Annotated in this window: 15 protein-coding genes; 2 read left to right on the top strand and 13 right to left on the bottom strand. The window is 71.4% G+C overall.

From position 1 onward, the window contains the following. Positions 1-92 precede the first annotated feature (92 nt). Positions 93-2,042 (top strand): Stk1 family PASTA domain-containing Ser/Thr kinase, encoded by a 1,950-nt coding sequence (gene pknB / locus IU476_RS21880; protein ID WP_195103346.1) that lies wholly within the window; start codon positions 93-95, stop codon positions 2,040-2,042. Here pknB and IU476_RS21875 read toward each other — a convergent pair. From IU476_RS21875 to IU476_RS21865, 3 genes are all read right to left on the bottom strand, one after another. Further along, the gene (locus tag IU476_RS21875; RefSeq protein ID WP_195102907.1) at positions 2,017-2,415 is read right to left on the bottom strand and encodes a hypothetical protein; all 399 of its coding nucleotides are present in this window, start codon (positions 2,413-2,415) and stop codon (positions 2,017-2,019) included. The genes pknB and IU476_RS21875 overlap by 26 nt on opposite strands. A 125-nt stretch (positions 2,416-2,540) precedes the next feature. Next, entirely contained in the window at positions 2,541-2,840 is a 300-nt protein-coding gene (locus IU476_RS21870; RefSeq protein WP_195102906.1) for a hypothetical protein, read from the bottom strand. A gap of 19 nt (positions 2,841-2,859) precedes the next feature. Further along, positions 2,860-4,245 (bottom strand): class II 3-deoxy-7-phosphoheptulonate synthase, encoded by a 1,386-nt coding sequence (locus IU476_RS21865; RefSeq protein WP_195102905.1) that lies wholly within the window; start codon positions 4,243-4,245, stop codon positions 2,860-2,862. 163 nt (positions 4,246-4,408) lie between these two features. On the opposite strand from IU476_RS21865, the gene IU476_RS21860 reads away from it, so the two are divergent. Beyond that, positions 4,409-4,906 (top strand): polyadenylate-specific 3'-exoribonuclease AS, encoded by a 498-nt coding sequence (locus IU476_RS21860; RefSeq protein WP_195103344.1) that lies wholly within the window; start codon positions 4,409-4,411, stop codon positions 4,904-4,906. 181 nt (positions 4,907-5,087) lie between these two features. Here IU476_RS21860 and IU476_RS21855 read toward each other — a convergent pair whose 3' ends face one another. The 10 genes from IU476_RS21855 to IU476_RS21810 all read right to left on the bottom strand — a co-directional run bounded on the left by IU476_RS21855 (position 5,088) and on the right by IU476_RS21810 (position 13,231). Then, positions 5,088-5,813: a lysophospholipid acyltransferase family protein gene (locus IU476_RS21855; RefSeq protein WP_195103341.1), complete on the bottom strand. Its 726-nt coding sequence runs from the start codon at positions 5,811-5,813 to the stop codon at positions 5,088-5,090. A gap of 277 nt (positions 5,814-6,090) precedes the next feature. Further along, positions 6,091-6,276, bottom strand: coding sequence for a hypothetical protein (locus IU476_RS21850; RefSeq protein ID WP_195102904.1), 186 nt, complete (start codon positions 6,274-6,276; stop codon positions 6,091-6,093). A 105-nt stretch (positions 6,277-6,381) separates the two neighbouring features. After that, positions 6,382-7,491: an ROK family protein gene (locus IU476_RS21845; RefSeq protein ID WP_195102903.1), complete on the bottom strand. Its 1,110-nt coding sequence runs from the start codon at positions 7,489-7,491 to the stop codon at positions 6,382-6,384. Further along, a complete protein-coding gene (locus tag IU476_RS21840; RefSeq protein ID WP_228824090.1) occupies positions 7,488-7,823 on the bottom strand; it encodes a hypothetical protein in 336 nt (111 codons plus the stop codon). The genes IU476_RS21845 and IU476_RS21840 overlap by 4 nt, the downstream gene beginning before the upstream one ends. Before the next feature lie 323 nt (positions 7,824-8,146). Next, on the bottom strand, positions 8,147-8,566 hold the full coding sequence (locus tag IU476_RS21835; RefSeq protein WP_195102900.1) for a hypothetical protein: 420 nt from the start codon (positions 8,564-8,566) through the stop codon (positions 8,147-8,149). 131 nt (positions 8,567-8,697) lie between these two features. Continuing rightward, positions 8,698-9,963 (bottom strand): ArsA family ATPase, encoded by a 1,266-nt coding sequence (locus IU476_RS21830; protein ID WP_324194183.1) that lies wholly within the window; start codon positions 9,961-9,963, stop codon positions 8,698-8,700. Positions 9,964-9,971: 8 nt separating this feature from the next. Beyond that, complete coding sequence (locus IU476_RS21825) at positions 9,972-10,409, bottom strand: SRPBCC family protein (protein ID WP_195102898.1); 438 nt, start codon at positions 10,407-10,409, stop codon at positions 9,972-9,974. A gap of 73 nt (positions 10,410-10,482) precedes the next feature. Continuing rightward, positions 10,483-10,860 (bottom strand): polyketide cyclase / dehydrase and lipid transport, encoded by a 378-nt coding sequence (locus IU476_RS21820; protein ID WP_195102896.1) that lies wholly within the window; start codon positions 10,858-10,860, stop codon positions 10,483-10,485. A 42-nt stretch (positions 10,861-10,902) separates the two neighbouring features. Continuing rightward, positions 10,903-12,054 (bottom strand): glycosyltransferase family 4 protein, encoded by a 1,152-nt coding sequence (locus IU476_RS21815; protein ID WP_195102894.1) that lies wholly within the window; start codon positions 12,052-12,054, stop codon positions 10,903-10,905. 166 nt (positions 12,055-12,220) lie between these two features. Further along, positions 12,221-13,231 carry a hypothetical protein gene (locus tag IU476_RS21810; RefSeq protein WP_195102892.1) on the bottom strand — a complete coding sequence of 337 codons (1,011 nt, stop codon included), beginning with the start codon at positions 13,229-13,231 and terminating at the stop codon, positions 12,221-12,223. Between the last annotated feature and the right edge of the window lie 18 nt (positions 13,232-13,249).

Here is a 13,249-nt window from a genome sequence, read left to right as displayed (position 1 = left end):
ACCAGCCGCCACGGGGGCGGTATTCGCTTGTCGCAGCCGAGGCGAGAGGTGAGAGCTTTGTGAAAGTCGGAGGACATCAGTTGATCGGCCAGATGCTGGACGGGCGCTACCGCATCGACGCGCCGATCGCGCGCGGCGGCATGTCGATGGTGTTTCGGGGGGTGGACACGCGGCTGGACCGGCCGGTGGCGATCAAGGTGATGGACCCGAAATTCGCCGGCGACCCGCAGTTCCTGAGCCGGTTCGAATTCGAGGCCCGGTCGGTGGCCAAGCTCAAACACCCGTCCCTGGTCGCGGTGTACGACCAGGGCATCGACGGCGAGTACCCGTTCCTGATCATGGAGCTCGTCGAGGGCGGCACCCTGCGTGAACTGCTGCGCGAGCGCGGCCCGATGCCGCCGCACGCGGTCTACGCGGTCGCCGAACCGGTGCTGCAGGCCATCGGGGTGGCGCACGCGGCGGGCCTGGTGCATCGCGACGTCAAACCGGAGAACGTGCTGATCTCGGATGCGGGCGAAGTCAAGATCGCCGACTTCGGCCTGGTCCGCGCGGCCGCCGGATCGAATATGACCTCCGCGAGCGTCATCCTGGGCACCGCCCAGTACCTGTCGCCCGAGCAGGTCACCGACGGCAACGCCGACGCGCGCAGCGACGTGTACTCCTTCGGCGTGCTGATCTTCGAGATGCTGACCGGACGCACCCCGTTCACCGGCGACACCTCGCTGTCGATCGCCTATCAGCGCGTCGAGAAGGACGTGCCCAGCCCGAGCCGCTTCATCGCCGGGGTGCCGCCGGAGATCGACGAGCTGGTCGCGCACGCCACCGCCCGCGAACCCGCGCACCGCTACGCCGACGCCACCGAGATGGCGATCGAATTGCGGCGCATCGCGGGCGAACTGGGGCTGCCGTCCTATCGCGTCCCGGCGCCCAAGGAGTCGGCCGAACACCTGTCCTCGCACTACCGCATCGGCCCCACCCCCGCGCCCGCCGCGGTGGCGGCCGCCGACGCGACGACCCGGCTCGCCGCCGAACCGCCCGCGCCGCAGCACACCCGGGTGATGACCGCGACGCAACCCCGCCCCGAGGACCACTACCCCGAGTACGCGAGCCCGCCGCCTCCCCAGCAGCCCTACGCCGACGACTTCCGGGCCGACCGCGACCGCTCCCGCCGCCGGGTGCTCATCTGGGCGACGGTCGTGGTGGTGCTGGCGCTGCTGCTCGGCCTCGGCGGCTGGTGGCTGGGCGTGGGCCGCTACGCCGCGGTGCCGCCGATCGCGGGCATGGACACCGACCGCGCCACGGCGGAGTTGCGCGACGCCGGATTCGAGACCACCGTCCGCAACAAGGCCTCCGACACCATCCCGGTCGGCGGCGTGGTCGGCACCGATCCGGCGGCCGGGTCGCGCATCGTCAAGGGCTCGACGGTGGCCGTGCTGGTCTCCAGCGGCAAGCCGCAGGTGCCGCAGTTCCAGCCCGGCGACAACGTCGAGAAGGTCCGTCAGGCCATCCGCGACGCCGGGTTGAAACCGGTGGACAGCGGCGAGAAACCCAGCACCGCCCCGAAAGGCACGGTGGCACAGCTGGAACCGGGTCCGGGCACGGTGCTGCCGGCGGACGCGACGGTCAAGGTCTACCGCAGCAAGGGCTCCGCGCCGGTGAAACTGCCGGACGTGCGCGGCAAGACCGTCGAGGAGGCCCGCGCGGCGCTCGACCGGGCCGGAATCACCGTGCAGGACACCAGGACCGAGTTCGATCCCCGGGTTCAGTCGGGTCAGGTCGCGGGCACCGACCCCGCCGCCGGGACCAGTCTGCTGTCCGGCGCGTCGGTCACGCTGATCGTCTCGAACGCGGTGAAACTCCCCGACGTGGGCGGCAAGAGCGTGTCCGCCGCGCGCACCGAACTCGAATCGCTCGGCCTGCAGGTCGTATTGAGCAATATCTTCACCGGCAACGACCGCGGCACCATCCGCGGGCAGACGCCGATCGCGGGCTCCAGCGTCGAGCCCGGCAGCACGGTCACGCTGGTCGTTCTGCCGTTCTGAGCGGCCGGTTCTCCGCCCGGCGCAGCGGCAGATCCGCGCCCACGCTCGCGCCGCCCAGCACCTCGCCCACACTGAGCCCGACCCGCGCCGCGACCAGTTCCAGGGCCTGCTCCAGCACCTCGTTCGCGCTGGTCCCGACCACCTGCGACTGCTCCAGCCGCCCGATTCCCCGCGCGATCCGCACGCGGCAGCGCCAGGCGTGCGATGCCCGATCCGCCTCGGGCCGCTCGATCACCACGGACGCGGGCACGCCGTCGACCACCAGTTCGTGCTGCACCAGGGCGGCCCGATCGCGTCCCGCGAAACGATCGCGGCCGCCGCCGAGCCTTTCGGCGGCGGGGCGCGCTCCTCCGGCTACCGCTACCACGTTCATCGGTCCTCCCAGGGCAGATCTCGAGTCATCCCGCTACCACCGGCAACGGACACCGTCGAACCTAACCCACCGGAACCGGATCAGCAACAGCTCAGCAAACTTTTAATCCGGGCGCCGACCGGCGTTCACGCGACCGCGAGCAGCGGCGCACCCGTCTCGGGATCGTTGATCGCGACCACCGCCGACGTGCTGAACACGTCCACCGGCATGCCGCCGATACTGGGACTGATATTGGTGGTGACCTGGGCGGATACCTCCGTCGGGTCGAAGCCCCAGGAGATGTTGAAGATCAGCAGGCGACTGCCGTCGCGCAGCACCACCTCGGACGGCACCCCGTCGCGGTCGCGGTCGCGCAGCAAACGCAGGATGTGGCGGTCGGCGGGGCCGACGCGTAAGGACCCGATCTCACGGAAGACGACATTCACCGCGCGCTGTCCGCCGCTCTCACCGCAACATCTCCGCGACCAGGAAGGCCAGCTCGAGCGACTGCTGGGTGTTCAGCCGCGGGTCGCACGCCGTCTCGTAGCGGTCCTCGAGGTCGAGATCCGAGATGTCCTGCGCGCCGCCGAGGCATTCGGTGACGTTCTCGCCGGTCAGCTCTATGTGCAGGCCGCCCGGGTGAGTGCCCAGCGCGTGGTGCACCTCGAAGAAGCCCTGCACCTCGTCGACGATGCGGTCGAAATGGCGGGTCTTGTAGCCGGTGGACGACTCGTGGGTGTTGCCGTGCATCGGGTCGCACTGCCAGATCACCTGATGGCCGGTGGCCTGGACCTTCTCGATGATGGGCGGCAGCACGTCGCGCACCTTGGTGTTGCCCATGCGCGCGACCAGCGTCAGGCGGCCCGGCTCGTTGTTGGGGTCGAGCCGCTCCACGTATTCCATCGCCTGCTCCGGCGTGGTGGTCGGGCCGATCTTGAGACCGATGGGGTTGGCCAGTAGCTCGGCGAACGCGATGTGGGCGCCGTCGAGCTGGCGGGTGCGCTCACCGATCCACAGGAAGTGCGCTGACAGGTCGTAGAGCACCGGGTCGCCGGCCGGGTTGTGGCCCAGCCGCAGCATCGCGCGCTCGTAGTCGAGGACCAGGGCCTCGTGGCTGCAGTAGATCTTGGCCGACTGCAGGCTCGGGTCCTGGACCCGGCAGGCGGTCATGAACGCCAGGCCGCGGTCGATCTCCTCGGCCATCTGCTCGTAGCGGGCGCCGGCCGGGGACTTGGCGACGAAGTCCCGGTTCCAGTCGTGCACCTTGTGCAGGTCGGCCATGCCGGCGCCGGTCAGCGCGCGGACCAGGTTCATCGCGGCGCTGGCGTTGGCGTAGGCGCGCACCAGCCGGGACGGGTCGTGCTCGCGCAGCGGGCCGTCGGCGGCGATCGAGTTCACCATGTCGCCGCGGTAGGACTTCAGGCCCAGGGCGTCGGTGTCGGAGGAGCGGGGCTTGGCGTACTGCCCGGCGATCCGGGCCACCTTCACCACCGGCAGGCTGGCGCCGTAGGTGAGCACCACCGCCATCTGCAGCAGGGTGCGGATGTTGCCGCGGATGTGCGGTTCGGTGTTGTCCGCGAAGGTCTCCGCGCAGTCGCCGCCCTGCATCAGGAACGCCTCGCCGCGGGCCACCTCGGCGAGGTGCTCGCGCAGCTCTTCCACTTCGGCGGGCACGCAGAGGGGCGGCACGCTCTCCAATACGGTGCGCATCTTGGCCGCGAGGTCCGGGTCCCACGAGGGCTGCTGCAGGGCGGGGCGCGTGAGCGCGTCGTCGAGTCGCCGACGGAGCTCGGCAGGCAGCGGAGGCAGTTCCGGCAAGCGGTCGATCGGTACGTCGACGGTCCAGTTCACCAGCTCAGGATAGTGACCCCGAGCGTCCCTGTGGTAACCCGGAGGTAGGGGGCGTGCGGGAACGCACTCGCCGGACCCGTAACCTCGAGGAGCCCCGTGGCATCGGTGCGGGGCTTCCGCTGCCGGCGGTCTCCCGCCCGGCCGACCACGAGGGGCGATCGCGCTGAAATACTTTTACGACTGCGAATTCATCGAGGACGGCGTGGTCATCGACCTCGTCTCGATCGGCGTGGTCTGCGAGGACGGGCGCGAGTTCTACGCGGTCTCAACGGAATTCGATCCGGAGCGAGCCGGGCCGTGGGTGCGGCGCAACGTGCTGCCCAAGCTGCCCGCCCCGGCCTCGCCGCTGTGGCGCACCCGCGCGCAGATCCGCGACGAACTCTTGCGCTTCCTCGTCCCGCGCCCCACGGTGGAACCCGAGATGTGGGCCTGGGTCGGCGCCTACGACCACGTGGTGCTGTGCCAGCTGTGGGGTTCGATGGTCGATCTCCCCAGCGCGCTACCCCGCTATACCAACGAGCTGCGCCAGCACTGGGAGATGTTCGGCCGTCCCGCCCTTCCCCCGGTCCCGCCCGACGCCCACGACGCCCTCGCCGACGCCCGCCACAACCTGGCGAAGTACGAGGCGATCGAGGCCTACCGGCGGCGTCAGGTCTCCTGAGCCGCGCCCCTGTGTCATTCCGGCTCGCCCTCCACCCGTCATTCCCGCACGCAACACATCCGTCATTCCGGCACGCAACATACCCGTCATTCCGGCACGCTTTTGGCCGGAATCCAGCAACCGGTGGAGATCCCGGCCAGAGGCGTGCCGGGATGACGGGGCCTCGGGCTCGGGGCGCGGGCTAGCTCGCCAGCGTCTCCGGGAGGCGGTCGGCGTCCGGCTGACTGCCGGAGGGGACGCCCTTCTTGAGGCTCGCGGCGTAGACGTCGACGTACTCCTGGCCCGACATCCGCATCAGCTCGTACATGATCTCGTCGGTGACGGCGCGTTCGACGAAGCGGTTGCCGCCCATGCCCTCGTAGCGCGAGAAGTCGATCGGCGCACCGAATTTCACGGTGACCTTGCGGGGGCGCCAGCGGAACGGACCGGGCGGGCACACCTCGTCGGTGCCGATCAGCGCCACCGGGATCACCGGGACGCCGGTCTCCAGGGCGAGGCGTGCCACGCCGGTCTTGCCCTTGTACAGCCGGCCGTCGGGCGAACGGGTGCCCTCGGGGTACAGCCCGACCAGGCGGCCCTCACCGAGCAGCTTGCGCGCGGTGTTGAGCGCGGACTCGGCCGCGTCGGCGCCGCTGCGGTCGATCGGGTACTGGCCGGTGCCGGAGAAGAAGAACTTCTGCAGCCGGCCCTTGAGACCCGGGGTGGTGAAATACTCGGCCTTGGCCAGGTAGGTGATGCGGCGGGGGCTCATCAGCGGAGTGAACAGCCAGTCGGTGAACGACAGGTGGTTGCCGGCGAGGATGGCTGATCCGTCGGCCGGGATGTTCTCCACACCCTCGACCTTCGGCCGATTGATCAGGTGCATGAGCGGTCCCACCAGAACGAACTTGAGCAGCCAGTAGAACATCGCGTCCTTTCCCACGTGATCTGTACGGGACCGGCCTCTTCGCAGGCACCTCCGTCGGTGCCGACTCTACCGCCGCCGCCGAGTTGTGACCAAGCCCGCACGGAGGAATTCACACGGCCGGAATCACTCCGCCGCGTCGCGCCGGGCCTGCCCGTCGGCCTGGGACGGTCCGTCGCCGCGCCACGCGCGCCCGGACGTCGCCGCCGGTCCCCGGTCGGGTGCCCGCCTCGTCGCGGAACACCACTTCTCCTTCGGGCATACCCGACTCCCGCCCCCTTCATTCACCGCCCGTCCCACCCGCTTCCGAAGTCGGCGGGGTCGGATCGTCCAGTTCTGAAGTCAGCAGGATCGGATCGTCCAGTTCTGAAGTCAGCAGGATCGGATCGTCCAGCGCATCACCATCACCGGATCGTGCCCACTTCACATCCGGGCGACCATCGCCGGTCTCGGGCAGCGCATTCACATCCCGGCGCAGGCCGCTCGAAACCTTTGCTCGCGTTCGGTTTCCGGCCGCTCGGTCGTGCGCCGACCAGCGGCACGTTCCGGTTCCGACCCCTCGATCGTGCGGCTATCGGCGGCGCGTTCCGGTTCCGGCGCTGGGCCGCCGCGCCGCGCCGTTCGGCTGCGCGCGAGACGACTCGGCCGTGCTCGACTGTGGTTGCGGCGCTTCGGCATTCTTGCGCCGGGCGCGAGCGGCGGGGGTGCCGGTGTCGAGTGCCGCGCGGGCCAGTTCGGCCGCGCCGATCATGCCGGCCGCCTCGCCGAGCTGGGTGGTGCGAATGCGGGCGAGGGGGCGGTGGCGGGTGCCGGTGATGGCGGCGGCGTAGTGCTCGCGGGCGTCGTCGAGAAACAGTGCGGCCGAGGAACTTACGCCACCGGCGATGACGATCAGGTCGGGGTCGAAGATGTCGCCGACGAACGCGAGGCCCAGGCCCAGCCAGCGCGCGAAGTCGGCCATCACCTTGAGGGCGACCGGGTCGCCGTCCTGCGCGGCGCCGGCGACCTTGCGCCCGGTCAGCGATCCCGCGTCGGCGAACACCTCGCGCGCGAGGATGGTGGAGCGCATCGGGTCGGTGGCCAGCATCTCGATGGCCGTGTCCACCAGTGCCGTTCCGCTGCAATACCGTTCCCAGCAGCCGCGTTTGCCGCACGGGCAGGCGCGGCCCTGCGGCACCACCTGCAGATGTCCGAGTTCCGGTGCGACACCGTAGCTTCCGCGATACAACCGGCCCTCGACCAGCAGCGCCGCGCCGATCCCGGTGCCGATCGCGACCAGTACGCCGTTGTGCGCGCCGGCCGCCGCGCCGAACCGGTACTCGGCCCACATCGCGGCATTGGCGTCGTGCTCGAGGATCACCGGCAGCCCGAGCCGCTCGGTGAGCCGTTTGGCGACGGCGCTGTCCTCCCACGGCAGGTGCGGGGCGAACCGCACCGACGAGCGGGTCTCGTCGACGAATCCGGCCACGGCCAGCCCGACGGCCCCGATCGCGTGCCGGCCGCGCAGTTCCCGCACGGCCCGCGACAGCCCGTCCTCCAGGGCGCGGGCCGAGTGCGGAGTCGGGGCCTGCACGGTGTCGAGCACCTCGCCGCTCCCGTCGACCACCGACGCGCGGATGTTCGTACCGCCGACATCAATGCCGACAGTCAGCGGGGCCTCCCGCCCGTTCCGGGTCGTCATACCTTGATCTGCACCGGTATCGGCACGTATCCGGCGCGTGCTCCGGCCGGCCGGTCCGCCGCGCGCGAATCGCCCTGCGGCTCAGCGGTTTCCGGCTCCGGATCGGGCAGGACGGGCTCCACGGGTATGCCCGCCAGCGCCTCGCGCAGCACCGTCACGATGGCCGTGCCGTGCTCGGCGAGGGTGGCGACCACATCGTGGTGCTCCCCGCGCACCAGCGCCGCCGCCGCGCAGATCGGGCACCAGCTACAGCCGTCCCACTCCACCCGGTCACCCGCCGCGGCCCGCCGCAGCGCCGGCTCCACCCGCTCGAGCATCGTCTCCGCGAGCAACCGCAACTCCTCGGCAAGATCCCCGAGCTGATCCTCATGCCGACGATCCCCAGCCGCTCCCCCCGCCCGGCCATTACCTTCCCGCCCGGCCCCGGCATCCCGCCCGACTCCTTCATCGTGCCCAGCCCTGGCATTGCGCCCGGCCCCAGCATCACGACCAGCACCGGCATCGCGCCGAGTCCCACTACTGCCCCCGCCACCGGCCGCACGGGCCCGCACATCCTCCGCACCGCTCGCTTCGTGCGAGGGGCCGGAACGCCCGGAAGCGTTGTCTCCCTGAGCAGCCGAGGCCTCGCCGTCCTGGGCAGCCGTCGCCCGATCGCTCACACCCTCCGCGCCCCGCACCGCTCCGCCCGGCACGCGCGAGGTGTCGCCACGTGGTCCAGTGCTTCGAGCGGACGACTCGTGTTGCCCAGTGCCGTGGACCCGGCTCGTCGCGCCACTGCGCGCCCCACGGTGCGGCGCTTCGCCCCCTCTCGCACCGTCGCCACGAGCGGCACTCTCGCCGGCCTCCCCACGGCCGACACCATCGGCGCGAGCGGTATCGCCAGCCCGAGCAGCACCTTCGGCGCGAGCGGTATCGCCAGCCCGAGCAGCACCTTCGGCGCGAGCGGCATCGCGAGCCAGCCCGGCACCTTCGTTCCTTTCCGGGCGGGCGGCACCCTCGGCGCGGCGGGCGTCGTCTCCCCGGCCGACACCATCGGCACGGGTGGCGTCTTCGGCTCGGGCGCGGGTGAATTCACGCTCGGGGCCACCCGGAGTGACACGGTCGGACCAGGGCCTGCGCCCGGTGCGGAAGCCGCGGCCCGGACGGTGTGTGGGCGACTCGCCCGAGTCGCGTTCGTGGTCGCTCATACCGCTACCTCGCCGGGGCTCATCGCGGCCACACCTCGGGGTCGGGACGGAAGCGCACGATCAGCTCGTCACCGTCGAGTTCGGCGCCGTCGACCGTGCATCGGCGCAATACCGGGGCCAGGCGCATGCGGCGCCGCACTCCGTCCGCTCCCACGATCAAATCGTCCTCCACTCGTCCGAGTCGCAAGGTCGCCGGGTCGGCCACGGGCAAACGCATCCGCAGCGTGAACACCGACCGCGCCCCGCTGCCCGACTCCAAGCGCACCACCGGCTCGCCGGCCGCGGTGTTCGTGTCGCCAAGCATAGGTTCTGCCTCCGGTATTGCCCGGTTACCCCGCGAATCCACCGCGTACGACAAATCGGTCAGCTGCGTGATTCCCACCGGCTCGGGTCCGCTGTGGTAGCTCACGGCGACCGGAATGCCCGCCAGCCTGCGCCGCAGCTCCTCGATCACCTCCGACTGCTCGGCGCGCCGGGCCAGATACCACTGCACCGCCGGATGCGCCGAGTCGGCGGGCGGCACCGGCGGCAGCACTTTGTTCACGATCACCTCGTCGAGGCGCAGACCCAGCAGCGCGGCCGCCGAACGCACCCGCGTCGTCTCCGCGAGCGCGACCCGCTCGGCCCCGGTCACCAGCCGCGCGCCGGTGCGGCCGCGATCGGCCAGCAGGTCACGCACCTCGGCGACCGCGACCGCGACCCGCTCGGCGGTCACCGCCAGCACCGCGCGCCGCAGGTCCCGGCCCCCGGCGCTGAGCGCGCGGGCGTGCGCGGGCCACACCCGGTCGAGATAGTTGAGCAGCGTCTCCGGCGCGGTGACCAGGCGCAGCATGTCCGCCGAGGGCGGGCAGTCGACCACGATCACGTCCCAGTCGTCCTCGCCCGCGAACTCCGCGATCTCGGTGAGCATCAACAGTTCCTGCACGCCGGGCAGCCCGGTCAGCTCCGCGGGATCGAGCGTGGCCAGGTCGAGTCCGTGTTCGTGCGGCGCGCCGGTGCGCAGCATGCGCAGCACCTCGCGGAAGCGGTCCTCGAGCAGTTCCAGCGAATCGATCTCGATGATGTCGAGCCCGGGCAGCACCGACGCCACCCCCGCGACGGTCCCCGGATCGTGCCGGAAGCGGAACCCGAGCGCGTCACCGAGGGAATGCGCTTGATCCAGCGACGCGACCAGCACCCGCTGCCCCGCGCGCGTGTACGACATGGCGGTCGCGCAGGCCAGCGTCGTCTTGCCGACGCCGCCCTTGCCGATGAACAGCTCCAAGCGGGTCCGGTCGGCGGTCACCGGGCCCGTCAGCCTTCGACCCGCTTCTTGAGTTCCTTGAGTGCCGTATCGGTGATCACCTTCTCGGCCTTGCGTTTGAACATGCCGATCATCGGGATCGTCAGGTCCACGGTCAGCTCGTAGATCACCTGGGTGGTGCCGTCGGCCTGGTCGATCAGCTCGTAGGAGCCGTCCTGGGCCTTCTGCAGTTCGCCGCTGACGAGCTGCCAGCTCACCGCCTTGCCGTCGGCGCGCCAGGTGTAGGACAGCAGATAGGTGTCCTTCACGACCCCGGCGTCGAGCACGAATCGCGCGGTGCGGGCGCGTCCGTCGGGGAACTTGTCGACGATCTCCACCGAACGCGCGGCCGAGACCCACTCCGGATACGACTCGAGGTCGGCGATGACACTCATCACCCGATCCGACGGCGCGTCGATGATGATCGACCTCTGGGTCCGGTCGGCCATGACTGGCAGCGTTTCCTTTCCGGCTCGCGGTGCGGGAGAACAGTTTTCGGTCGGCGCGACTAGCGGCGACCGCTCACGGGGCCGTTCCGGCGGGGCGCCCCGCCTCGAGCCGGGCCTTGATCTCGAACGACATCCTCTTCCCCGCGACCCGCCGGGCGCGATTGAGCGCCGCCAGGTCCCGGGCCGAGAGTCGGGACGCGTCACCGGGTTCGGCGTGCAGGAAGTAGTGCAGGATCACGCCGTCGAGGCAGGACTCCAGCCAGACCTCCATCGTGCCGTCCAGCGGACCGGCCACGGTCCAGCGAATTCCCTTGTCGCCCCGGTCTTCCCGGACGTCGAGGGTGAGGTCGGGCCACCACGTCCGCCACCGGCCGCGGTCGGCCAGCAGCTCGGCGACCGCCGTGCCGGGTGCGGCGACGAACGTCTGATCGGCAACCTGGACAGTGCTCATGACTCGATGCGCTCCCTCATGCTGGTGAGCCTAACCCACCGGCTACCCGCGGTCCGATCGCACGCTCCCCTCCAGCAGGGTGCGCAACCGGCCGCCGAGCACGTCCCAGCGCCACTGCTCGGACACCCACTCGCGGCCGGCGGCGCCCATCCGGGCGGCGGCGTCGCGATCGGACAGGATGCCGACGATCGCGTCGGCGATCTGGTTCGGCGAGCGCCCGTCGACCACGTGGCCGGTGCGGCCTTCGCGCACGGTTTCCGGCGCGCCGCCCGAATCCCCGGCAACCACCGGCACCCCGCTGGCCGAGGCCTCGAGGTAGACGATGCCGAGGCCCTCGACGTCCAGCCCGGCGCCGCGGGTGCGGCACGGCATCGCGAACACGTCGGCGAGGGTGTGGTGCGCGGCCAGTTCCGCGGCGGGCACGCGGCCGGTGAACACGACGTCGTCGCCGAGGTCGAGGGCTTGGGCGAAGCCGCGCAGCTTCTCCTCGTAGGGCCCGCCCCCGGCGATCACCAGCACCGCGCCGTCGATCCGCTCCCTGATCTCGCGCATCGCGATGAGCAGCATGTCCTGGCCCTTGCGCGGGACCAGGCGCGACAGGCACAGGATGGTGGGCCGATCGCCGAGGCCGTAGCGGGCCCGAAGTTCTTCGCGCGCCGCCGGATCCGGGCGGAACACCGTGGTGTCGACGCCCGGCGGCAGGTACTCCAGCGCCGCCTGCGGACCGAACGCGGCCGCGAAGCGCCGCCGGGTGTACTTGCTGACGTAGGTGATCACGTCGGTGTGGTCGCCGATCGCCCGCAGCGACTGCCGCGCCGCCGGCAGCATCGACCAGCCCACCTCGTGGCCGTGCGTGCTGGCCAGGATCCGGCGCGCGCCGGAGCGCCGCAGCAGCGGGGACATCAGGGCGAGCGGGGCCGCCGCGCCGAACCACACGGTGTCGCACCGCTCGTCGCGCAGCAACTTGGCCGCCCGCCGCAGCACCAGCGGCGTCGGCAGCATGAGCGTCGTCGGATGCCGGACCACCTGGAACGGCTGTTCGGCATCGAACCGCAGGTGGCTGTCGCCGCGCCACCGCGGCGCGTACACGACCAGATCGTCCGGCGGTAATTGCAGGGCCAGCGAGTGCACGTACGACTGGATACCTCCCGGCCGCGGCGGGAAGTCGTTGGTAACCAGCAGGGTGCGTGCCATGGGGCACGAGTCTATTGCCGCACCCCCATCCCGCACCTCCGGGGCCGCACCGCCCCCAAACCCCCAGCGCACCAACCGCACTCGCACGGAAAGCCGCTGCGCCCGGTGCACGCGCCGGAAGCCGGGGCACATACGCCGCGCTTGCGCCCGGCTCCTCGCTTTCGGGTCAGGAGTCGACGCGGGACCTGATCCACTCGCGCCAGCGGGCGACGAAATCGGGGTAGCCGATGCCGAGGCAGGAGCGGAGGGTGTCGTCGAGGGCGGCGGGGTCCTTCGGGCCGGTGGCCAGGCCGCGGTACAGCTGCACCAGTTTCGCTTCGCCGAATTCGCCTGCGGCGAAGGCGTTCGCGGACCAGGCCTGCTCGTAGGCCAGGGCGGCGCCGGTCCCGGCCGCGGGAGTGAAGGTGGGGTCGGCGGGCAGCTCGCTGGGCAGTTCTCCCGAGCGGGCCCGCGCGGCCAGCAGCGGGGCCTGCCGGGCGAACGCCTCGCGCTCGTCGCGGCGGGCCGAGTATTCGGCGAATCCCTCCAGGACCCACTGGGGTGAGCCGTCGACGGTGCGGGCCCGCGCGGCGACGTGGGTCAGCTCGTGGCGCAAGGTGTCGCGCAGTCCCTCGGGTCCCAGTCGGCGGCTCGCGTCCGGCGCGAACACCACGCGCTGACCGGTCGGCCGGGTCCCCGGCACGAAGGGATCCGCGACCGAGGCGGCCGCCACCTCGGCGGACACCATGCCGGTCGCGTGCGTCAGCGCCGCGAATTCGGCGGGACCGGAGGCGATCGTCACCACGGCCGTCTGCGCCCAGTCCGGACCCCACAATTCGGTGATCTCCGCGACCGCGGGACCGATCTCGCGGGCCAGCGTGTCGATGTCGCCGCGCTGGCGTGCATGCCCCAGTACCACCGAGAGTCGGCCGTCTTCGCCGGAAACCTGTTGCGCCACAACAGGTCCGTAGGACTCCATCACGCGCCGCAACTCCGGCAGCTGCGGGTCGGGATCGAGCGGCGCGGAAACGGCCTCGGCGACCGCGGGCGCCGGGCGCAGCTTGGGCAGCGCCGCCTTGGGCAGCAGCACCAGCGCCCCGCCCGCCGCGGTCAACGCGATCACCATCGCCACCGTGGTGACGAACTCGAATCGCCGCCGCGCCGCGAACCAGTCTCGAATACCGCGCCAGGCGGTCACTCCGCGGCCCCGCCGCCC

This window comes from Nocardia blacklockiae (assembly GCF_015477355.1).
Taxonomy (GTDB): domain Bacteria; phylum Actinomycetota; class Actinomycetes; order Mycobacteriales; family Mycobacteriaceae; genus Nocardia; species Nocardia blacklockiae.
This window is presented reverse-complemented; position numbering and strand designations above follow the sequence as displayed.